The 22,093-nt window shown below is 39.9% G+C and carries 18 protein-coding genes and 1 riboswitch; of the genes, 7 read left to right on the forward strand and 11 right to left on the reverse strand.

All coding sequences use genetic code 11. The features are described 5' to 3' along the window. The first annotated feature begins 24 nt into the window (after positions 1-24). A complete protein-coding gene (meaB, locus tag LVD15_RS04525) occupies positions 25-1,008 on the forward strand; it encodes a methylmalonyl Co-A mutase-associated GTPase MeaB (protein ID WP_233779125.1) in 984 nt (327 codons plus the stop codon). Here the strand turns inward: meaB and LVD15_RS04530 are convergent. Genes LVD15_RS04530 through LVD15_RS04555 form a run of 6 tightly spaced genes read right to left on the reverse strand, consistent with a single transcriptional unit; the run spans position 1,005 to position 6,198 of the window. Beyond that, positions 1,005-1,736: a Dph6-related ATP pyrophosphatase gene (locus LVD15_RS04530; RefSeq protein WP_370687414.1), complete on the reverse strand. Its 732-nt coding sequence runs from the start codon at positions 1,734-1,736 to the stop codon at positions 1,005-1,007. The two genes, meaB and LVD15_RS04530, sit on opposite strands and share 4 nt — an antisense overlap. Next, positions 1,733-1,882, reverse strand: a complete 150-nt coding sequence (locus tag LVD15_RS04535; RefSeq protein ID WP_233779127.1) for a C1orf53 family protein — start codon at positions 1,880-1,882, stop codon at positions 1,733-1,735. The genes LVD15_RS04530 and LVD15_RS04535 overlap by 4 nt, the downstream gene beginning before the upstream one ends. Before the next feature lie 6 nt (positions 1,883-1,888). Next, positions 1,889-2,275 carry an acyl-CoA thioesterase gene (locus tag LVD15_RS04540; protein ID WP_233779128.1) on the reverse strand — a complete coding sequence of 129 codons (387 nt, stop codon included), beginning with the start codon at positions 2,273-2,275 and terminating at the stop codon, positions 1,889-1,891. Beyond that, positions 2,226-3,197 carry a BtuF-related (seleno)protein gene (locus LVD15_RS04545; RefSeq protein ID WP_233779129.1) on the reverse strand — a complete coding sequence of 324 codons (972 nt, stop codon included), beginning with the start codon at positions 3,195-3,197 and terminating at the stop codon, positions 2,226-2,228. The genes LVD15_RS04540 and LVD15_RS04545 overlap by 50 nt, the downstream gene beginning before the upstream one ends. 10 nt (positions 3,198-3,207) lie before the next feature. After that, entirely contained in the window at positions 3,208-4,296 is a 1,089-nt protein-coding gene (locus LVD15_RS04550) for a YncE family protein (RefSeq protein WP_233779130.1), read from the reverse strand. Between the two features lie 9 nt (positions 4,297-4,305). Beyond that, a complete protein-coding gene (locus LVD15_RS04555; RefSeq protein ID WP_233779131.1) occupies positions 4,306-6,198 on the reverse strand; it encodes a TonB-dependent receptor plug domain-containing protein in 1,893 nt (630 codons plus the stop codon). 96 nt (positions 6,199-6,294) lie between these two features. Then, a riboswitch (cobalamin riboswitch) is annotated at positions 6,295-6,504 on the reverse strand. Between the two features lie 99 nt (positions 6,505-6,603). Between LVD15_RS04555 and LVD15_RS04560 the strand changes: the two genes are divergently transcribed. The 4 genes from LVD15_RS04560 (at position 6,604) to LVD15_RS04575 (ending at position 11,311) form a co-directional block, all read left to right on the forward strand. Next, positions 6,604-7,752 carry an ABC transporter substrate-binding protein gene (locus LVD15_RS04560; protein WP_233779132.1) on the forward strand — a complete coding sequence of 383 codons (1,149 nt, stop codon included), beginning with the start codon at positions 6,604-6,606 and terminating at the stop codon, positions 7,750-7,752. A gap of 1 nt (position 7,753) precedes the next feature. Next, entirely contained in the window at positions 7,754-8,809 is a 1,056-nt protein-coding gene (locus tag LVD15_RS04565) for a FecCD family ABC transporter permease (RefSeq protein ID WP_233779133.1), read from the forward strand. Beyond that, positions 8,806-9,819 carry an ABC transporter ATP-binding protein gene (locus LVD15_RS04570; RefSeq protein ID WP_233779134.1) on the forward strand — a complete coding sequence of 338 codons (1,014 nt, stop codon included), beginning with the start codon at positions 8,806-8,808 and terminating at the stop codon, positions 9,817-9,819. The genes LVD15_RS04565 and LVD15_RS04570 overlap by 4 nt, the downstream gene beginning before the upstream one ends. 154 nt (positions 9,820-9,973) lie before the next feature. Continuing rightward, positions 9,974-11,311, forward strand: a complete 1,338-nt coding sequence (locus LVD15_RS04575) for a transposase (protein ID WP_233776421.1) — start codon at positions 9,974-9,976, stop codon at positions 11,309-11,311. A 259-nt stretch (positions 11,312-11,570) separates the two neighbouring features. Here LVD15_RS04575 and LVD15_RS04580 read toward each other — a convergent pair whose 3' ends face one another. Beyond that, on the reverse strand, positions 11,571-12,800 hold the full coding sequence (locus tag LVD15_RS04580; RefSeq protein WP_233779135.1) for a BspA family leucine-rich repeat surface protein: 1,230 nt from the start codon (positions 12,798-12,800) through the stop codon (positions 11,571-11,573). 366 nt (positions 12,801-13,166) lie between these two features. Here LVD15_RS04580 and LVD15_RS04585 point away from each other — a divergent pair, with 366 nt between their 5' ends. Both LVD15_RS04585 and LVD15_RS04590 read left to right on the forward strand, forming a co-directional pair. Continuing rightward, a complete protein-coding gene (locus LVD15_RS04585) occupies positions 13,167-14,471 on the forward strand; it encodes an NAD(P)/FAD-dependent oxidoreductase (protein ID WP_306416861.1) in 1,305 nt (434 codons plus the stop codon). 12 nt (positions 14,472-14,483) lie between these two features. Then, positions 14,484-16,265, forward strand: coding sequence for a 4Fe-4S binding protein (locus LVD15_RS04590; RefSeq protein ID WP_233779136.1), 1,782 nt, complete (start codon positions 14,484-14,486; stop codon positions 16,263-16,265). A 35-nt stretch (positions 16,266-16,300) separates the two neighbouring features. Here the strand turns inward: LVD15_RS04590 and LVD15_RS04595 are convergent, their stop codons facing one another. From LVD15_RS04595 to LVD15_RS04610, 4 genes are all read right to left on the reverse strand, one after another. Beyond that, the gene (locus tag LVD15_RS04595) at positions 16,301-18,229 is read right to left on the reverse strand and encodes a sensor histidine kinase (RefSeq protein WP_233779137.1); all 1,929 of its coding nucleotides are present in this window, start codon (positions 18,227-18,229) and stop codon (positions 16,301-16,303) included. 178 nt (positions 18,230-18,407) lie between these two features. Continuing rightward, positions 18,408-19,412, reverse strand: a complete 1,005-nt coding sequence (gene floA, locus LVD15_RS04600; RefSeq protein ID WP_233779138.1) for a flotillin-like protein FloA — start codon at positions 19,410-19,412, stop codon at positions 18,408-18,410. A 2-nt stretch (positions 19,413-19,414) separates the two neighbouring features. Continuing rightward, positions 19,415-19,885: an NfeD family protein gene (locus LVD15_RS04605; protein WP_233779139.1), complete on the reverse strand. Its 471-nt coding sequence runs from the start codon at positions 19,883-19,885 to the stop codon at positions 19,415-19,417. A gap of 33 nt (positions 19,886-19,918) precedes the next feature. Then, complete coding sequence (locus tag LVD15_RS04610; RefSeq protein ID WP_233779140.1) at positions 19,919-22,069, reverse strand: WG repeat-containing protein; 2,151 nt, start codon at positions 22,067-22,069, stop codon at positions 19,919-19,921. Positions 22,070-22,093: the final 24 nt, after the last annotated feature.

Genomic DNA, 22,093 nt, shown 5'->3' on the forward strand with positions numbered 1-22,093 from the left:
TTTAATGCCATTGAAACCCCACCTATGAAGCCAAGAAGAAAACGGTTAGCAATCAGTGAATATGTAGAAGGCATCCTTTCTGGCAACAAGGTGATACTTAGCCGGGCCATTACTTTAATAGAAAGTCAACTTGCATCTGATTTTGACTTAGCAGAGCAGGTAATGGAACACATACTACCTCATACCGGCCACTCCAAAAGAATAGGCATTACCGGTGTACCTGGTGTAGGTAAGAGCACCTTTATAGAAACCATAGGTCTGATGCTAGCGGAAGAGGACAAGCAACTGGCCGTACTGACCATTGACCCCAGCAGCCAGCGAAGTGGCGGCAGCATTTTGGGTGACAAAACACGAATGGAAAAACTCTCCAACCACCCCAATGCCTTTATACGACCTTCCGCCACCGGCAATTCATTAGGCGGCGTGGCTAACAAAACCAGAGAGACCATGCTCTTATGCGAAGCCGCCGGGTTTGATCACATCCTTATAGAAACTGTGGGTGTGGGGCAATCAGAAGTAGCCGTAAAAGGCATGGTAGACTTTTTTCTGCTACTCATGCTGGCCGGCGCCGGAGACGAGCTACAAGGCATAAAAAAAGGTGTTATGGAAATGACCGATGCCATTGCTATTACAAAGGCAGATCAGGAGAATATTACAGCCTCCAAAAGGGCGAAGGCAGAATATAAAAACGCGTTACACCTCTTTCCGCCAGCTGATACAGGATGGCAGCCTGAAGTGCTGACCTGCTCCGCCATAACTCAAGCCGGCATGGATGATATCATAATGCTGATTGATAAATATTACTCACACATGCAGCCTTATTTATCTCAGCTTAGAAAACAGCAAAACATTAGCTGGCTCCATGAAAACATTAGCTTTTTATTGAAGCAAAGTTTTTATACCACTCCAGAAGTAAAGCAACAAATTAAAGCAATGGAAAACGAAGTCGGCAAAGGCTCTATTACTCCTCAGGCGGCTGCGCGGAAGCTTTTGGATTTACACCATTAGAATAGGCTGGCAAAATAGAACGAAGACTGTTGGTCACTAACAGAACCATCAGCATTCTTTACTTTAAAGTGATAGGTCTTTTCCACCACCTCACCTACCTGATGATCTGCCGGCGAGGAAAACAATGGCCCATCGCAAACAAAGGAATGAAACTCTCCATTTTCACCACATACATCTACCCCAGCGGGCACTGCTCTAAGCCATTCCTGACTAATTAACCTTCCTACTTGTGAGGTTTGAAAATGCTTTTTATTGGCAGCGCAAATCCGGGTCTTGTAGCCTTTATTCAGAAATTCATTGATCAAATCTTGAGATTTCTCTTTCCATAACGGGTAAACTCCCTGCATACCCGCACTGGCCAGCTTGGCATCTCTAAAGGCTTTGAGGTCTTCTAAAAAAATGTCTCCATACATAATTAGCTCCACTCCTTCTGATTTAAGCTGTTGAATATATTCAGAAATCAGCTTTTCATAAGTGGCATGACTATCATCTTTATGCAAATAGAGCTTTTTTAAAGGAAGGCCTAATGCTGCTGCTTGCTTCTCTATCAAATGTTCAGGCACACCATGCAGCCCCACTCGCTTAAGTTCAGCATCTATAACCGTGTGCAAATGATGGATTTGATACTCATTACTACGGATTATACGATCCAGGGCAAGCATAGAGTCTTTACCTCCACTCCAGCTGATTGATATTTTAGGCTTATTATTAATAGAAAGGCGATTTATTTCTTCTTTTTCTTAAAACCATAAGGACAATGTCTGCAACCACTTTTACAACAATAGCCACGCTTTAAATGATAGGCCTCTGTAAATACATAGAGTCCGTTTTCAATATAAAACATGGCTTCATTATCCTTATTTTTCTTATTCATACAGCATTATAACACGCTAACAGGCTTTTTATCTTCATCTATGGCTACAAAAGAAAATTCACCGGTAATGGCTCTTTCTCTATCTTCTGTATACATCTGCTCTATGAAAATATCTACCCTCACTTTCAAGCTTGTGTTCCCTACTTTTATCACTTCGCCAATCAACTCAATGAGCGTACCTGATGGTATAGGGTGATTAAAATCTACTCTTTCCGATGATACAGTAACCACTCTTTTTCTCGAAAATCTGGTAGCAGCTATAAAAGCCACTTCATCCATAAGCTGTAAGGCTGTGCCTCCAAAAAATGTATCATAATGATTTACAGTGCCCGGAAATACCGCTTTAAACACTGATGTTCTGGAATGAGCTATTCTCTCTTCTAAGTTTTGCATATAAAAAATTATAGTTGATATATCCTGTTCCCTTATGGTTAGCCGGGAATAATTCAGGATAAAAAATTTCACTTAATATCTCAGCTGATTCGGCTATGCTTGGTCCTGGTCTGTTAAAGAAATGGTTGCCGTCTGCCACATACACTTTTCCGTTTTTCACCGCCTTAAGATCACTCCAGCCTTCTTTTTCTGACAGAAGGTGCATTTCCTCCATTGATCTATCCACACCAAAGCCGCAAGGCATTACCACTATGATATCAGGATCTGCTTCTGCCACCTTTTCCCATTTATGATAATGTGAATGTTCTCCATTTTGAGCGAATAGACTTTCTCCTCCGGTCAGCTCCACCAATTCAGGAATCCAATTACCTCCAAGCATAAGCGGAGATATCCACTCCACCATAGCTACAGTGGGCTTATTTTTAACATTGGCTACTTTATCACGGATAGCATTGAACCGCTGAGCAATATTATCTACTAATTTCTGCGCTCTATTTTCTACCTCCAACACTTTTCCTACTCTAAGAATATCAGCAAAAATATCCTGAACCACATTGGGCTGCAGGCTTACTAACTGAGGATTAGAAGAGGTAAGCTTACAAACCGCATTTTCAACATCTTGCAAGCTTACAGCACATATATCACAGAGAGACTGAGTGAGAATAACATCAGGATTAAGCTGCTCTAACAACTCCTCATCAATATTATAAACAGACAATCCCTCTTTGAGCAAATCAATAACGCTATTATCTATCTCTTCGCTAGAGCGGTTAGTGTCAAACTTAGGCGCGGTAAGCACCGGTAGTTTTTCCACCCACAGCGGATAGTTACACTCATGCGACCGACCTACCAACATATGGCCAAGGCCAAGCGCCGCTACTATTTCAGTACTACTGGGAAGAAGAGATACAATGCGTTTCATATTATTTCAATTATTTAAAATAAAAACCATTAGGGCCTATACCTACCTGATAAGAAGTTTGCTCCTGACCAGAAGTAGAATAAACATAAGCAGAGCCTGCAGCTGTAAAGCTTGGAGCCTCAGCAGCCAGCACATTACCAGACACAGGATCAACACCTAAGCCATAAAAGCTACCTTCAAATATAGGGGTACTGGGAAGACTTGTATCATCTATTGACATAGAATAAACACCGCCATTGTAATTATAGTAAAGCTGATCTTCGGAAGCATTAATCAAAAGCTTAGTTATAGCTCCAGAACTCTGTTCTACCTCTACCATCAAATCAACTTCATCATCAGCATCTATTCTAGCCAAATAGCCGGAGCTTATTGCATTATATAAGTCATCATATCCTTCAATGATTCCTGCTCCTGAAACCCATAAATCTCCATTATTATCCAATTGAATTGAATTTGGATTAGCACCAACTTCGATCTTTTTTACTACCTCATCTGCAGCTACGTCGATAACAGCTATAGTATTATCAGTTCCATACCCTCCACTATTTACCACGTACACTTCATCACCTCTTCTCACTAACTTATCTGCTCCTACACCAGTACTAACTGTATTTGTTATTTCATATGTATGCAAGTCAATGATTTTCACTGTCCCAACTATACCTCCTTCTCCCCAGTCAGTAACATAGGCTTTATCATCATCTATTTTTAAAAAATATCTAGGAGAAACTAATCCATCTTCACCAGTAATGGTGGCAATTGAAGTCATTGAGTTAATGTTAATCACCTCTATTTTAACAGACCCCTGCACTATAATAAAACCAATTGAATCTGCGATATACATTGACTGAGCCTGATCACCTAATGGCCTACCTATATACGTAGAGAATACATCATTAAAAACCTTAGCTGAATCTCTGTTGTAGTAAGAAAGACTAGCATCACCACTACCAAAGTTTCCTTCATTAATGATGAAATATCCATTATCTCCCATCGGAGAAATACTTGTTGGCCTGGGATCTCCGTCATCATCAGAACAGGATATTATTGAGATGCTTAAAAGCAGCACCATTAGTTTTAAGTAAAACTTGTTTTTCATAGTTATAATCTAATTAAATTGATATTGAATACTTATTTGATAATGCCTGCCAGGCATAGGTCTGCCACTTCTAATTTCATAAGCCTGGTCTAGCATATTTTTAACACTTCCGCTAAGGCTTACACTATGCTTACCCAAGCTTTGCATATAAACAAGAGATAAATCACTGGTAGCAAAAGCATCTATACTTAAAGTGTTATCTCCTGTAGTGGCTTGCTCGCCAGTGTACTTAAATAAATACACAAGTGAAAGGTTTTTATAGTTGCTACTCAGTGAAACAGAAGCCTGATTTTCAGGAGTATAAATGGTTTGTTTGTGCAATTGAGTTTCGTCTTGCACTGAACCTACCTTTTCTTTGGTAGCCTTAGTATAGGCATATTTACCTGTTGCCTGAAGGCTCCAATTGGGCAAAATATTATAATGGTATTTAAGGCTGAGTTCTACACCTCTTGACTGTAACTGCTCTACATTTTCAGGCAGCCATATACTTCCTCTTGGCACCCATTGAATCCAATTATCAATGACGTTATAGAACCCTGTAAACTCAGCCTGAAGATTGGCTTTTTGAAAAATGAACCCCTGCTCTACGCTCCATCCTTCTTCCGGAATGAGATCTAAATTTCCTGTAGCCCCACTACCTGTCCAGTAGAGGTCATTAAAAGTAGGAACTCTGTAGCTGCGAGCAACCTTAGTTTTAGTCTGCCACTCAGGGCTAATGAAGTACTGCAGGCCTAATGAAGGAAGGAAAGGCACCAACTCGTCATCAATATATGACTGACGAGCCATAAGATTAACTTCCAACTTTTTCATCAACAGCCATTTTGAACCCACAAAAAGCGCCAGCCTATGTCTGTCAGGAATATTGCTACCATAACTTTCTGTCTCAGCCTGATCATAGGTGTAATTGAAACCTACCTGCAGCTCATGATTAGGCTTAAGCCTGAAAATCTTATGAATATCATTGATCCAGGTATTTGACTTGCTAATAGATGCCGGAGCTACATAATCCTTATAATTTAAATAATGATTAACCAGTCCTGAACGTATTTCAAACACACCTTTAGGCCTATTATTCTGATAATGAACTACGGCTCTATGAAATTCATCGGTTTGCGTTTCTATGGCTTTGCCTCCCAAAGAAGCAGCATTAGGCAAATGAATGTCATTATACTGATACCAATATTTAGCTGTTATGCTTTGGCTTTTAGGCAAATCAAAATACCACTCACTCATTACCCCGCGCTGATCTACCTGAGCGTTATCCATTTCCTCTTCTCTGTTGTTAAATCGATTAAAAAATTCGAAATCATTATCAGCCTGATGGGTAAATGCTCGCACTTTAGCCTTTACTATTCCTTTTCCATAGCTGAGGTTAAGGCCTGTGTATTGTTTACCAAAACTGCCGAACTGCTGAAACAGACTCCCGCCAACTCCCTGATGTATATTTTTAAGATCTGTATTAATATGAATAGCACCACCCAAAGCGCCTGAACCCAAAACAGATCCGGAGCCTCCATATTGAATGGCTACATTATCAATAAATGAAACCGGCACCAGAGTAAGGTCTAAAGATCCGTTCATGGGACTTTGCAGGTTGAGCCCTTCCCACATTACAGGAGTATGATTACTACCTGTACCTCTAACTGAAGGCGTAGATAATCCGCCAACACCATAAGACCTGATATTTAACCCACCAGCCTTGGTTAACAGCTCGGCCATATTGCCTCCTTGTCTGTTTTTTAGGTATTGAGAACTGACCGTCTCTATCTTTTCACCAGTCTGAAAATCCTGTATTCTTTTATCTTCAATGCGCACTTCCTGCAAAGTGACAGCAGTAGTATCTTGCCCGTAAGCAGTATAACAGCAAGCAGATAAGAATATTAGGCAAAAGAAATTCCTCATAAATCATCATTCATGAAGCTTTAAGTAGGGAAACAGGAAGGTGCACCAGAAATTAAGCATGGGTCATCTGCCTGAAGCCATAACTCCCGAAAGCTTCGTTGTTAATTGAATATGGCAGGTCTCCTGGCTTGCTCTTCATCATCAGCCTTCCCATCTTTTATGACAGTGACTTTAAGAGTGAATGATGAACACAAATGAGCTTACAGTTGCGGGTACAGCTCCGGAATTTTCTTACAAATCACCGGATTCCCTTTTAATTATTACCTCCTGTAACAGAGGCGATAAACCAAAATTCTCAGCAAAGGTAGCTAAAGATTTATTTAAACCAACAAAGCTTCTTACTTGCACATTAATTTCATAAAACTGTATGTTTGCCTTAGTCATTTACTTTAGCCCACTTTATAAATGAATAAAATTTACCCATACTTTTTCCTTGTCACCTGCCTTTTATTTGCCTGTAATCAGAAACAGGAATCAGCAGAATCTGCACAGCAGAGTTCCGCATCGAAAGAAACGGTAGCCTTAGAAGATGCCGTTAACTTCTCCATAAGGAGACAAGGAAAAGTAACTCACATAGAAGTAAAAGAGCCTTACCAAGGGGCGAGCACTCCCGCTCATTACCTGCTAGTACCCAAAGGAGAAACGGTTCCCGAGCACAGCGAAGAGACAGTGGTAATCCGCACACCGGTATCAAGAATAGTCTGTACGGCCACAGTACACCTGCCTGCTTTAGAAATGCTTGGTGTAGAAAATACGCTGAAAGGCTTCCCCAGCACTCAATTTATTTCTTCTGAAGTACTGACGAAAAGAGTAGAATCTGGCGAGATTAAGGAGTTAGGCATAGACACCAAAATAAATATGGAAACCCTTACAGAGATAGACCCCGAGGTGGTTTTTGGCTACACTATGAATGGAAACTCTCAAGATCTGGAACAAATCAGCCGATTAGGAATACCTGTAGCCCTCCAAGTCGCTTACCTGGAAGAAACCCCACTGGGAAGAGCGGAATGGATTAAGTTTATCGCTGAGTTTTTCGACAAGTCTGACCTGGCTGAAGAGAAATTTCAAGAGATAAAAAAGCAATATTTAGCTGTGAAAGAAAAGGTGAAAAATATAACACATAAACCTACTGCCTTTACCGGTGTTATTTATAATGATGTTTGGTATATGTCTGGCGGAAATAGCTGGGCCGGCCGCTTTTTTGAAGCCGCAGGTATAGACTATTTATGGAAAGATGATGAAAGCACAGGCAGCCTCTCTCTGGCTTTTGAAGCGGTGTATGAAAAAGCAGCTGAGGCCGACTTATGGATAGGTGCCGGTCAGTATAAAAGTCTGCAAGAGCTTACCCAGGCCAACCCGAGATATAGTGAGTTTGAGTCTTTTAAAAACAATGAAGTATACGCGTATATAAAAAGGATTAATAAAAATGGAGGGAATGATTACTTTGAAACCGGAGCTGCTCGCCCTGACTTAATTCTGAGTGATCTGGTGAAAATAGCACACCCTGAATTACTTCCTGAATATGAAACCTACTTCTATCAAAAACTGAATTAATTTGAACGCTTTGCTATCCGACAAACGAAAATATACTATCTCGCTTTGGGTAGCATTGCCTCTGTGTATTTTCATTTTATTTACATTAGACCTTTTTTTAGGCAGTGTACACATCCCTGTAGATGAAATTCTGGAGATCATCTTCACCGGAGAAGGCTCTAAGACCAGCTGGACTAATATCATCTGGCAGTTTCGCATGCCACGAGCTACTACTGCTCTATTAGTAGGTATAGCGCTTTCCGTGAGCGGCCTGCAACTACAAACGCTTTTCAGAAATCCGCTGGCCGGGCCCTTTGTGCTGGGCATCAGCACTGGTGCCAGCCTAGGCGTAGCACTACTGGTAATGGCCGGAGCTATTTTAGGAACCGCTTTCTCCTTTTACATGAACAGCTGGCTCATTATTCTTGCCTCCACCATAGGCTCATCGCTGGTATTATTTCTGGTTTTAGCGGCCTCTTTTAAAGTTAGAGACAGCATGACCTTGCTCATTATTGGTCTCATGTTTGGCAGCTTCACCGGCGCCATAGTAAGCGTACTCCAGTTTTACAGTAATTCCGAAGAAATAAAAATATACCTTATCTGGACCATGGGCAGCCTGGGCCGTCTTTCATGGGATCAGATTATGATACTCATTCCCGTAATCATAGCGGGAATAGCCCTCTCGTTTTCCATGATTAAGCCCCTCAACACACTTCTCCTTAGCGAAAACTATGCGCTTAGCATGGGAGTTAATATTAAAAAAGTGAGGCTAATGATCATCATCAGCACCAGCATATTGGCAGGCAGTGTCACGGCTTTTTGCGGCCCTATAGCCTTCATAGGTCTGGCCGTACCGCACCTTACACGCCTTTTGATCAACACCTCCGACCATAAATACACTCTGCCGGCAGTAGCCATGGGCGGAGTAATCACCATGCTGATTTGTGACATTGTATCCCAAATTCCTAACAGCGAATTTATACTACCTATCAACGCAGTCACCTCACTAATTGGCGCGCCAGTAGTGGTTTGGGTGCTTATCAGAAAGAAAAACGTTAACCGGGCTTTTGGCAAATGATACCTATAGATAACGACGATATAGCCCTGATCCTGAAAGACCTCACTGTTGGGTATGCTAATAAGAAGAAAATAACACCCATTCTCCAAGGCATTAATCTGAAGCTACCTTACGGAAAGCTGATATGTTTTATGGGACCTAATGGCGTGGGCAAATCCACCTTATTAAGAACCATTTCAGGCATACAAAAACCAATATCAGGTCAAATTTTAATAGATAGGCAGGAGATAAGTAGCATGACATCAGAAATGATGGCTAAAAACATCAGCCTGGTTTTAACTGACCGAATAAATGCAGGCAACCTAACAGCCAGAGAGGTGATAGCTCTTGGCCGCTATCCATATGTGAATTGGAATCTTAATTTTAGCAAAAAAGACCTAAAGGCCATAGAAAAGGCCATTAAGCTTACTGATAGCGCCGATTTTATAGACAAAAAAACTTACGAGCTCAGCGATGGGCAGCTACAAAAAGTAATGATAGCCCGGGCTCTGGCTCAGGATACACCTATCATTATATTAGATGAACCTACCGCTCATTTAGACCTGAACAATAGGGTGGCAGTAATTAATTTATTAAAAAAGCTGGCTAAAAACACAGGAAAAGCCATTCTTATGGCCACTCATGAGCTGGATTTAGCATTACAAACGGCAGATCGGTTATGGCTGGCCGGCTTCAACATCCCCATTATTTCTGGTATTCCGGAAGACCTAGTTTTAAACGGAGCCATTGATCATGTTTTTAAATTGAAAGGCTATGATCTGAGAACCGGGCAATTAGAAAAAAGAAGCCTGGGTAAAAAAGTGAACCTCACAGGGCAGGGACATGAATACCTTTGGACAAAAAACGCGCTGGAGAGAAATGGCTTTGAACTCGACCTCAACGCTAAACATACTATTTCTTTTACATTGGAAGGCAATGAAATTACCTGGCAGCTGGAAGGTGAAGGCATTGCTATAACGAACAGCCTGGAAGATCTCATTATAAATCTTAACAAGGCCTTTAAAAACTAAAAAGGGCCTCCCTTTTAAATAAAAAACACTGAAATACAGTTACTTATCAGTATTAAAGCATAAAATAAAACCCCGAAATTAGCTATATAAAGCTTTTTTCGGGGTTTTTGATTTGTTAAATTGTAGTGCCTAATCACAATTAACACTGCAATATATGAGAGATCAAGAGCTTTTCCAACCGCAAGATTACTTAACTCCAAAATGGTACTTATTCAAGAATAGCAAATTAGGTAAGGTTTATAATACTATTCCTTGGAGTCAACTTTCAGAATGTTTGCCAAAGGAAAATAGAGGCCCAGGCGCACCCCGCTGGTTTTCGGCCCAAGGCATGTTTGGTCTAATGTTTCTAAAATCTTATTTAAACCTGAGTGACGAGAAGTTAATAGAACGATTTAATACTGACTGGAGCCTTCAGCTTTTTTGCAATAAATTGTTGGATGATAACCAAAGAATTAAGGATAAGGCCATTTTAAGTAGAATAAGGACGTATATGGCTGATAATACTGATTGGCAACAACTTCAGGAAGTACTCATTCATCATTGGAAAAGAGATATGAATAATACGCATGTTCTCTTAATGGATGCCACTTGCTATGAAAGTTATATTCGTTTTCCTACCGACGTTAAGCTAATCTGGGAAAGTTGTCAATGGGTGTTTGAAAAACAGCTTTACAGATGGTGTAAAATATTAGGTGTAAAGAGGCCTCGCTCCAAATATATAGATCAAAAACGCAAGCAGATGTCTTACGATCGTAGTCGAAAAAAGACATACAAAGCTGGACGCAAGCGTAAAAAGGCATTGATATATCTACTGTCCAAAGGGCTTGGACAGCTGCAGTACTTACTCAATGAAAACCCACAAATACAGCTTCACTTTCAAGAGCGATCATACCTAAAAACAATAAAGAAGGTACTTGAGCAACAGCAATTCTTGCAGCATCATCCAGCTAAAGAATTGAAAAACAGGATAGTATCGCTTCCCAGACCTTATGTCAGGCCTATCGTACGAGGCAAAGAAACTAAAAGGGTTGAGTTTGGAATGAAAGCCCACATGCTTCAGGTTGACGGCATCTGCTTTATTGATGCCATGGAGTTCAGGGCATTCAATGAAAGTACCAGACTAAAAATAAGTAGTTTAAAACATAGATCGATATTTGGCTCCCTTCATCAGCTGGGGGCGGATCGTATTTATGCCACTAACGCCAACAGAAAGTATTTAACAGTAAGGAAAGTGTTCACTTGCTTTCCAAAGAAAGGCCCCAAGGTAAACAAACCTCAGGAAAGCAAACTCAGAAGCCTCATCTCTAACCAGAGAGCAACCGTGATGGAAGGAAGCTTTGGTACCCATAAAACGGCTTACGGCCTGAATAAAATCAAGGTTAAGGGAGAAAAACGAGAAATGATACATGTATTCTTTGCCGTTATGATGGCCAATGCTGTTAAGATGAGCAAAAAGAAATCAGAAGACATACCACTACTTCAGGCCGCCTAAACCTAAATCAGAAAAGCCCCAGGGATCGGTGTGTCTATACTATTCTAAATCGATATTCCTTCAGATTTATTAATAAAACCACTCACGATTTTGCACTTTTCGAAGACGCTAAAGCGGAAGGTGTTCAGATTTATAACAAAAAAAGCTGGACTTAATCAGTCCAGCTTTTATATCTTGTTTTGATTTATGCAATTATCAAGGGAGGCCTAAAAAAGGCAGCACTTCTGAAAAATGCTGCCTCTAATTGAATTATGAAATTTTATTGACAGTCAGCCGACAAGGCATCTCCTTCTATATTCCAATTAACTACCAAAATACCTCTTGCTATCTGATTACAGTATTCCAGGCCATGGGCACTTAAAGTTACACCTGGCAGAACCGTTTGCTCAGACCATCCTTCAAGCGTATCATCATAGTTAGCCACTGAAAGGTTAGCATTATACAGCATCGCATTCATATTATTAACTGCTGTGATATCCCAACTTCCTAAACTCTGATCAAAGGAAGAAGCTCCCTGAAACATTCCAGCCATGTTTGTAACACCACCTACATCCCAGCTGCCTACCTCTTGATTAAAGGAAGTAGCTAAGAAAAACATGAGGCTCATATTTGTAACATTACTCATGTTCCAGTCATTCAAATCACCATTAAATAGAGTAGCCTCATAAAATGCCCTGCTCATATTGGTGACATTACTTAAGTTAGGAGTGTCTTCATAGTTACCTACCACATTAGCACACCCATAAAAAGCACTACTAAAACTTCTCCATGCTATATTACCCCACTGCTCTATAGTCATAAGCTTCTCCGAATTGGCATCTGTTGATTCCTCAAATTTTATTCCCGGAAAAGAACCTGTTATCTCTACATAATATGTGCCTGCCTCTGCATATTCATGAGTAGCATCATCGTTCACCTCGTCATCGTTAGTTCCATCTCCCCAGTTCACATTATAATTAGAAGAAAAATCTGGGTTAACAGGAATAGTAATGCTTTCATTATCTGACTCTGTTTTCCAGGTGGTAACAAAGCCTACAAACTCATTGACATCATTAAGCGTAACCACTACTGATACGGTCTGAGACTCCGCTCCTTCAGCTGACACTTCTACCGTAGCATTTAACTCCTGATTGGTTTCATAATCAAACAAAGCTACATCAGCCACGAAAAGCTCTCCCGTTTCCTCATCAATAGTAAAAGAACCTTCAGGGTCTTCGGTAGCAATAGCAAAGGCCAATGTGCCTTCATTAACTTCGGCAGTTATTGAACCCAGAGAAGCATTTTCTTCAGGGTTTTCATCTATAGTAAGAGAAAAATCGCTGGCAGTAATTACTATTTCCGTCTCTTCTTCTCCACTTCCTCCTCCGCCATTGCCAGGAGTACCAGGACCAGGAGCAGGCGTTACATCACTGCTGTCATCATCTCCACACGCTGCAAATAAAAAAATAAATCCAACGCACAACAGACTTCGAAAATATCTTAAACTCATCTTAAAAAATTATTATTTGTAAAAAAATCACATATTCTGTCTCTAAAAAATCTACCACCCAACTACAAACAACTTAAATGACGGTGTTTACCCAACTGTCTTCATGCTCGAAGACCATATTAACACCCACTCAAAAGCATGAAATAAGGCCAATGGAAAACAATTTTACGCCACCTCACTTCTTAATATAATGGAATGAAACTTTTGAATAATCAAATTAACGAAAATCTACCGACCGATGACAAGCCACAATCGACGAAATGAGTTAATTATCCATAAACGTTCGTCTCATTTTTATTTCGTAAATGATTGATGATCTTTACTATAACTAAAAAAGGCCTATGAAACATATAGTAATTATTGGCAATGGAATATCAGGCATCACTGCTGCCAGGCATATTAGAAAAAAGAAGCGATTTTAGAATCACGGTTATTTCAGCTGAGTCAGAGCATTTTTGGTCGCGCACTGCCTTAATGTACATTTATATGGGCCACATGAAATATGAACACACTAAACCCTATGAAGATGGGTTTTGGAAGAAAAACGACATAGACTTAGTGTATGATTGTGTTTCTACCATCAATATTGAAGAAAAAAGCCTACAACTAACCAAAAACAAAAGCCTGACTTATGATGCTTTAATACTTGCCACAGGCTCGCAGCCCAATACATTTAATTGGCCAGGGCAAGATGCAAAAGGAGTCTGTACTATGGTAAGCTTGCAAGACCTTGAGAACATTCAGAAGCATAGTGCTAATATTTCAAAAGCAGTAATAGTAGGCGGAGGGCTCATAGGCGTAGAAATGGCAGAGATGCTGCGTTCAAAATCAATCCACACTACTTTTTTAGTTAGAGAAAAACGGTTTTGGAATAATACCTTGCCAGAACAAGAGGCTGATTTAGTAGGCCAACATATATTAAAACATGAAGTAGACCTGAGGCTATCCTCGGAGCTTAATGAAATAATTACGGATAACCATGGCCAGGTAAAAGGAGTCGTCACCTCAACAGGAGAAACCATTGAGTGTCAATTTGTAGGTATCACTGCGGGAGTACACCCCAATATTGACTTGGTTAAAAATACTGATATAAAGACGAACAAAGGCATTTTAGTGAATCAGTTTTTACAAACCAACATCCCTGATGTATATGCCATAGGCGATTGTGCGGAGCAAACACAACCTACCGCTAACCGTTCAGCTATAGAGCAAGTATGGTATACCGGTAAAATAATGGGTGAAACTGTAGCCCAAACTATCTGCGGTTCGCCTAAAGCTTACCAGCCTGGGCCGTGGTATAACTCAGCTAAGTTCTTTGACCTTGAATATCAGACCTACGGCAATGTTCCTAACTCACCGCAACCCGATGAAAAAAGATTTTATTGGCAACACCCTTCAGGCAGCCATGCCTTGCATTTTTCATTTCAGGCTAAAACCAACATCTTTTTAGGCGTTAACTCTATTGGTATAAGACTAAGGCATAATTTGTTTGACAACTGGCTTAGAGAAGAAGCAAGCATACAACATGTGATTAAAAATCTTAAAGCGGCCAATTTTGATCCTGAGTTTTTCACTTCACATGAGAAAGAGATTACAGACCTGTTTAATCAACAATATCCTGAGTTAAAAGTGGAATTTTCAAAAAGAAAAAGAATAGCTGGCATTTTCTAAACCAATCAACCTATGCGTATCCTATTGATTCAAAAAACAGGAATGAGCTTATTTATATTGGCCTGCGCCATTTTAATAGCCATGTTATTTATAAACAAATATGAGCTCTCTAACTCCCAATTAGAAAAAGCCTTATCTAAAAATGACTATTCCAAAGCTGCCAAATACCTTACTTCCATATTAAACAAGGAATACACTTCCAGTATCACCTTCAATGCAGACCTTGAAAAGTCACTCGACCGTGCTAACCAAAAAATTAAAAATACATTTAAAATATCCGATAGCAATCTGGAACGTAGCATGGCCAGCTTCTCTAATGAAAACATCACCTTTAACAATGACCTCATCAAGCTACCGAATGACAGCATCAATAATTACAAAAAAGAAAAGCTGCAATCTTATACCAGCTGGATGAACGGGAAAACTTTCGAAACCAAGGCCGCATTAAAAGAAGAGCTACAAGGAACCGTACAAAACATAAACGGAAGCATTGTTAGCAATCTGGGTTTCGATAATTATAAAATCAACACCTTAAAGCTTTCTATTACGCGAGCGGCTAACAGCACTCCTATTCGCAAAAACCCCATGATTTGGCTTTGCCTCACTATTGGGCTGGGCATATTAGGAGCACTGCTTTACATCCTGCCTAAGCTAAGGCTGCTGCCAGGCATTAAAAATGACGGTGTATTCCACAGCTCCCACACTAGCAGAGGCTGGCTCGGTTACAGCATAGGCATTGCTCTTATTTTGTTTTACATCCTGCTCTATTGGTACCCCGAATATATGACCAACTGGATGCTGATGGTAGATCCGGTCAGCAAAACCTTAAATGGAGGCCCTGCCAGTCAATGGTTTTTCTACGGCTTGTTATACACTCTTGCCATTATAGTGATGGGAGTACGAATGTTCATTAAATACAGGCATAGCAAATACCACCTGGCAAGAACAAGCTCTGTTATCTTCTTCCAAACGGCCTTTGCCTTTTTGATACCAGAAATACTCATACTACTGCACCAACCCAGCATGGACCTGAAAAATATATGGCCTTTGAACTATACTTTTTTCTTTGATTACAATATTGAAAACCTGATTAATAGCGGAGGACTGGGACTATTCATGTTAGTTTGGGGCATTGTATTGGTACTCATTGCCGTACCTGTAATTACCTACTTTTATGGCAAAAGATGGTATTGCTCCTGGGTGTGTGGGTGCGGCGGTCTGGCCGAGACTTTGGGAGACCCTTACAGACAATTATCAGATAAATCTTTGAAGGCCTGGAAAATAGAACGGTGGATGGTACATGGCGTCCTTGCCTTTGCAGTTATCATGACCATTGGCACGTTATATACCTATTTTAGCGGAAGCGGTAGTCTCTTAGGATTAGACACTTACTATATTCGTTCCGTTTACGGATTCCTCATAGGCTCTGTATTTGCGGGCGTGGTAGGCGTAGGTTTTTACCCTGTAATGGGTAGCAGGGTATGGTGCCGTTTCGGATGTCCGCTGGCTGCCTACCTCGGAATCATTCAAAGGTTCAAATCTCGATTTAGAATCACCACTAACGGCGGGCAGTGTATTAGCTGTGGTAACTGCAGCACATACTGTGAAATGGGCATAGATGTACGCTGGTACGCGCAACGAGAGCAGAATATTGTGCGAGCATCTTGTGTGGGCTGTGGCGTTTGTGCTTCCGTTTGCCCCAGGGGAGTACTAAAACTAGAAAATGATGATCCTGGCAACCGGTTTGAAAAACCCATTGTAATCAGTAAAGAGAAAATTGAAATCACTAACTAAAACTGACTTACCTAAAACCAATGCATTAGCATCAGCTAATCTTCAGTGAACCGAGGCAATGTAAAAGAGAAAGTGCTGCCTTTTTCCAGCTCACTATGCACATGAAACTCTCCATTATTATCCTTAATGAGCTCCTGACAAAGAATCAGGCCCAAGCCACTTCCTTTTTCATTAGAAGTACCAGCCTGACTGTCTTTATGCCCTAAATCAAATAAACGATCAATATATTCCTGAGACATTCCCACTCCATTATCTATTACTGAAACTTTTACTTTATCACCATAATTAAAAGCGCGTATCTTAATCTCTCCATCAGGATATGAGAATTTGATGGCATTACCAATAAGGTTTCTGATCACAGTATGAATAGAATTAATATCTGCAAGTGCCATTAAATCACTCTCACTATAATCTGATAATGTAATTTTTTTTGATGCGGCGGTAAGAGTATAGAGTTCAATATTTTTAGTAATCAAATCATTGATATCTACCTTAACCAGTTCTAACTTTTGTGTTTTGGTTTGCCTGATGGACCATGCTAAAAGATTATCGAGCAGCTCACTAAGGTTATTTAATGAATGATTGATTTTACCTCCCATTTGTTGAATATCCTCTTTGGAAAGCATATCTATATTATTCACCAACAGATTAGAAAAGCCTTTGAGAGAATTTAAAGGACTCTTAATATCATGCGAGATAATAGAAAAAAGCTGATCCTTTCCCTTATTCATTCGCAAAAGATTTTCTTTCTGTAATTGTATTTTAGCGTTTTTAAAGGCTAATACATCCTTCTTATTTTTATTAGATTGATAGGCCCAATACACTAATAAAAGAATTATAAGCACCAATATAATCACAGAAATGAGGGCATAAGTCAATATGTCTTTTTGCCGCAAGTTAGCTTGTTGTATCTGTTTATCTTTCTGCAATAACTTTATCTGATTTTCCCGATCTTCAGCATTGTATTGTTGCTTGAGCTCTTCCAGGTGCTGATTGTTATTCTCCCTTAATAATGAATCACGAGCATCAGTATTGAGTTTGAGGTAAGCATAAGCCTTTTCATAATCGCCCTGCAACTCTGCAATCCGCATTAGAGTGTTACTGGCGTTTTCCAAGGCTATGTTGGAGTGTGTTTTTATAGCCAAGTCCAGGGCTACTCTGGCGGTATCATAGGCCTGGTGAAGCTTCCCTGTTTGCAGGTAAACATTAGCTATGTCCAGCCTATTCTCTATTAAAAAAATATCATTATTAACTTCTATATACAAATTACCCGCTATTCTATAATAGTCTAGCGCACGATCATACTGCTTATTTTCCTCCATTATTTTACCCAGATTCCCATAAGCAGTTCCTAAATCCTTCTTATCGCCTCTTGCTTGCTTTATTTCTAAAGATTTAAGGAAGTATTCTTCTGCCTTTTCCAAATCATCAAAATACTGCAGATAAACTAATCCAATATTATTTAAGGCTTGAGCCTCTCCTTTGAGGTCGTTGACCTTTTGGAACATATGCAGCGCTTCCGTAAAGTACTGCAATGCTTTTTCCCAATCTCCGGAATAGCCATAGACAATACTAATATCATTAATAGCATTGCCTATCCGCACACTATCACTCAGCTCCTTGTAAATATTGAGCGACTTAAAAATATATTCCAGCGCAACATCATATTGCCCCTTATCCCTTTTTAAGCGCCCCAGATTGATGAGGGCATCTCCAAGGCTTTCTTTATGACCTAGTGCTTCGGCTTCATGCAAACATCTTTCAGCATAGTATAAAGCAGAATCAAGATCAGAATTCTGATAAGCCATAGACAAACTAATCAAACCTTTGATTTTAACGGTATCATCTGCGTTCAAAATCAAGGCTCTGAGGCTATCCACCTTATGCGCCTGACCTTTAGCTGTAAACACGCCTAAAACACAGTACATCAAAATATTAGCTCTCACTAAGAATCTGGGCATCATTAATTTACATATTACTAAACAACGGCGGTAAAAATCATACTTAAATGATTCTTGACAAAAAATATCTCAAGTTTTCATGCTAAAACGATAAAATATTTTTTTTAATACAGCTTTTACCAAAAAATAAAAGGCTGCCGGGAGTCCGGCAGCCTTTCTTAGCTTAAGGTTTTATTATCTATTATGATTTATTGCCTTTGTCTTTAGAGCCACTAGAGCTACCGCCTGGTTTGGCAATAGATTCTCTCATTTCGGTATCCGCTTTGATATTATCCATTTTATAATAATCCATAATACCGAGGTTTCCGGTTCTAAACGCTTCAGCCATTGCTTTAGGCACATCTGCTTCAGCTTCTATTACTTTGGCTCTAGCTTCTTGAGCTTTCGCTTTCATCTCTTGCTCATGCGCTACCGCCATGGCTCTTCTTTCTTCAGCTTTAGCTTCAGCCACCTTCAAGTCAGCAGAAGCCTGATCTGTTTGTAGCTTAGCACCAATGTTAGTACCTACATCCACATCAGCAATATCAATGGAAAGAATTTCAAAAGCCGTACCGGCATCAAGCCCACGCTGCAATACCAGCTTAGATATTTTATCAGGATTTTCCAGCACTTCTTTGTGCGTACCGGCAGAACCGATAGAGGTAACAATACCCTCACCCACACGAGCAAGAATAGTATCTTCACCAGCACCACCTACTAACTGCTGAATGTTAGCCCTTACCGTAACCCGTGCTATAGCTATCAGCTGAATACCATCAGCCGCTACTGCTGCTACTTTAGGAGTGGTAATTACCTTAGGGTTTACTGATATTTGCACCGCTTCAAAAACATCTCTACCAGCCAAGTCAATAGCTGTAGCTTGCTTGAAAGTAAGGTTTATATTGGCTTTATCTGCTGAAATAAGCGCTTTAATAACCGATGGCACATGTCCACCCGCCAGGTAGTGAGTCTCCAGCTCTTTAGTGGTAACGGTAAGACCTGCTTTAGTAGCAGTAATTAGTGAGTTAACCACCACGCCGGGAGGCACCTTTCTAATTCTCATAAACATAAGCTCGAACAAGCCTACTTTTACATTTGAGAATCGGGCAGTAATCCATAGCCCTACAGGAATAAAATAAAGAAATACGAAAAAAACGACGATCCCCAGGAAAACAATGAGGACTATGCCGATACCTGATAATTCCATGATTAAGTAATTGGTTCTACAAAAATATTATTAGTACTAATTTTTATGATTCTTATTTTGGTACCGCTATCCAGGTAATTACCTAAAGATTTTACTTCAAATAGTCCGTTCGTAAACTCAGCCTTACCTATGGGTTTAAGTGTAGATACAGCTACACCTTCATCTCCCACTTTCAATACACTGGTAAGTCCTTCATTTACCTTACTGGAAATAGTATCTTTTAACGAAAATTTTTCCCAGGTACGACCTTTAAAACTGAAGTATAATGATACACCTAATAAAATGGAACCACCTGCTGTGAGCCATATGCCCGCATCTACACCAAAGTAGACAAAGCCTAAATAAAGTCCGAACAAAGCAGCCAAAAAACCAAGAAGACCTACAAAAGTAGTTCCTGGTACGAAAAGGACTTCAACAATAATTAACCCTATTCCTACTATAATAAGGGCTGTAACAGTAATCCATTCTAACATAAGAGAGCACTTAGTGCGATAAAAGTAGTAAAATTATGGAAGCTGTACTGCTTTCCATTCAGTTTTTTTCATAGCCAGATAATGTGAATGAGCCTCATCAAAATATAATTTATCATAGATCAAAGGAATTACATCTACACCATGTAAATCGATTACGCCATATTTATTGAACTTTTTCACAATGACGCTTCCATTACCCAGGTCTACCAGCTCATCATATTTAGGATTAACAATGAGCCTGCCCGCCTTATTGATAAGGCCTTTTTTACCATTTTTGATGATTACATAACGACCATTGTTCTCATGATAAACAGAATCATAGTCAAAAGAAGAAACCTTATTTCCCTGAGCATTAATAAGCCCCATGCCTGAACTGGTTTCTGCTATACTAAGTCCATCCTGAAAACCGCTTACCCAATCATATAATGGCTGCACTACTATTCGCTCTCGTTTATCTATAAAGCCCCATCGGCCCAGAAGCTTGATAGCCGCCAGTTCTTCACTGAAATTACCTACATCATCATATCGGTTAGCTATTCGAAGCCTGTTTTGGTTATCAATAAATCCATACTGCCCATTAATCTTTACTGGATAAAAACCTTCTGTAGGCTTTCTTACTTCCTGATATTTCTCATTACCAGAAGGCTTATTTAATATTCGCCCTTCAAAATCTACCTTCCAAACTGATCCTTCGCTGAGGTACTCCAAGAGGTAATTATCAAAAACCTCCACTTTATTTTGTGTAAAATAAACGGTACCTTCTTCAAAGCTCTTTAGGTTAGTCAGGTTTCTATCTAACTCCAGGTAATAATCATCATTTATAATTTTAATAAACTTCGGCTGCGGAAAAACAATCCATCGGCCTACTTTATCTATAACTCCGTACTCGCCATGAAACTTCACCATCAGGTAGCCATCAATAACCGGAGTTACTTCATCATAAACACAGTGAATCACCTCATCACCAGCCCTATTAATAAACCCCCAATATTCACCTTTTTTTACAGGATAAATATAGCTGGTCTCCGGCCCGATGTTATCATACAGCTGAGTAGACTTCTTCACTCCATGCACATCATATAAAGACCATTTTTTCACTCCGCCCACTTTCTCTCTGCAATAGATCATATCATTACTCAGATATACAGAATCAAAGCGAGCGCTAAGCACCTCTTTAGCATCTTGAGTCATTACTCCCCATTTTTGCTGTTTGCGAAAGGCCACTAAACCTTCAGGAGTATAAACCAATCCATCAATATTTTTAGGAGTCAGCGCGTTACCAACGCTATCTATAAGCCAGGTTTTTTCATTACAATACACCTGCAGATAATCTTCATTTACAGGCTCTATATCATCAAAAGCAAATTTATCTATCTCCTTTTGTTCCTGATCCAAAATCAGCCAGGTATTAAAATCCAGCTTTTGGGGCACCTCTCCGGTAAGGTCAAAATCTTTACTTCCGATAGGGCTAACCATCACCCCATTAGTATTTACCAGGCCTCTTTCATGGTTTTGAAACACCACTGCATAGCCTGACTTAAACGGGCTGATGCTGTCTAAGGTAAAGTCAACCACCTGCTTGCCATTATCATTATAAATGGCCGTTTTATTATCTTTATTTCTTACCGCATAGCGCAGATTTCCCAGCGGAATTATCTCTTTATAACTTAGTGGAATAATTTCCTTTCCACCCAGGTCAACCACCCCATAAAGGTATTCTCTGCCATTTTTATTAGAAACTATAGCTCTTAGGTCAGAAATAGTAATAGAGGCATATTTAAATGGCAATACTATTTTACCTTCAGTAGAGATTGCTCCTAAAAACTCTCTTTGAGAGATCTTTCCCTTCTTAGCTGCTATAAGTAAACGCTTGCCAGAAGGATAAATTTGCATGTATTCAGGCTCAGTAATTATTTCATTACCCAAGCTGATTAGCCCCCAACCTTCTGAGGTTTTATAACCAATAGTATTATTAATCACCTCCAAACCACCTTTGCTCCAGCCCAGAGATTCATACTTAGCAGGTATAACAACGTTGCCCTCGGTATTTTTCAGCCCTTGCTTACCATGATCCTCAAAAAGCTTATACGGATCTCCGGCAATGGATTCAAAACCAAAGGAAAATAAGAAAACAGTAAGATTAAAAAGTAAGAATAAGTGTTTCATCCTCAATGTCGTGGTCATGACAAAATAGCTAATTTTTGCGAT

The organism is Fulvivirga maritima, from assembly GCF_021389955.1.
Classification (GTDB): Bacteria; Bacteroidota; Bacteroidia; order Cytophagales; family Cyclobacteriaceae; genus Fulvivirga; species Fulvivirga maritima.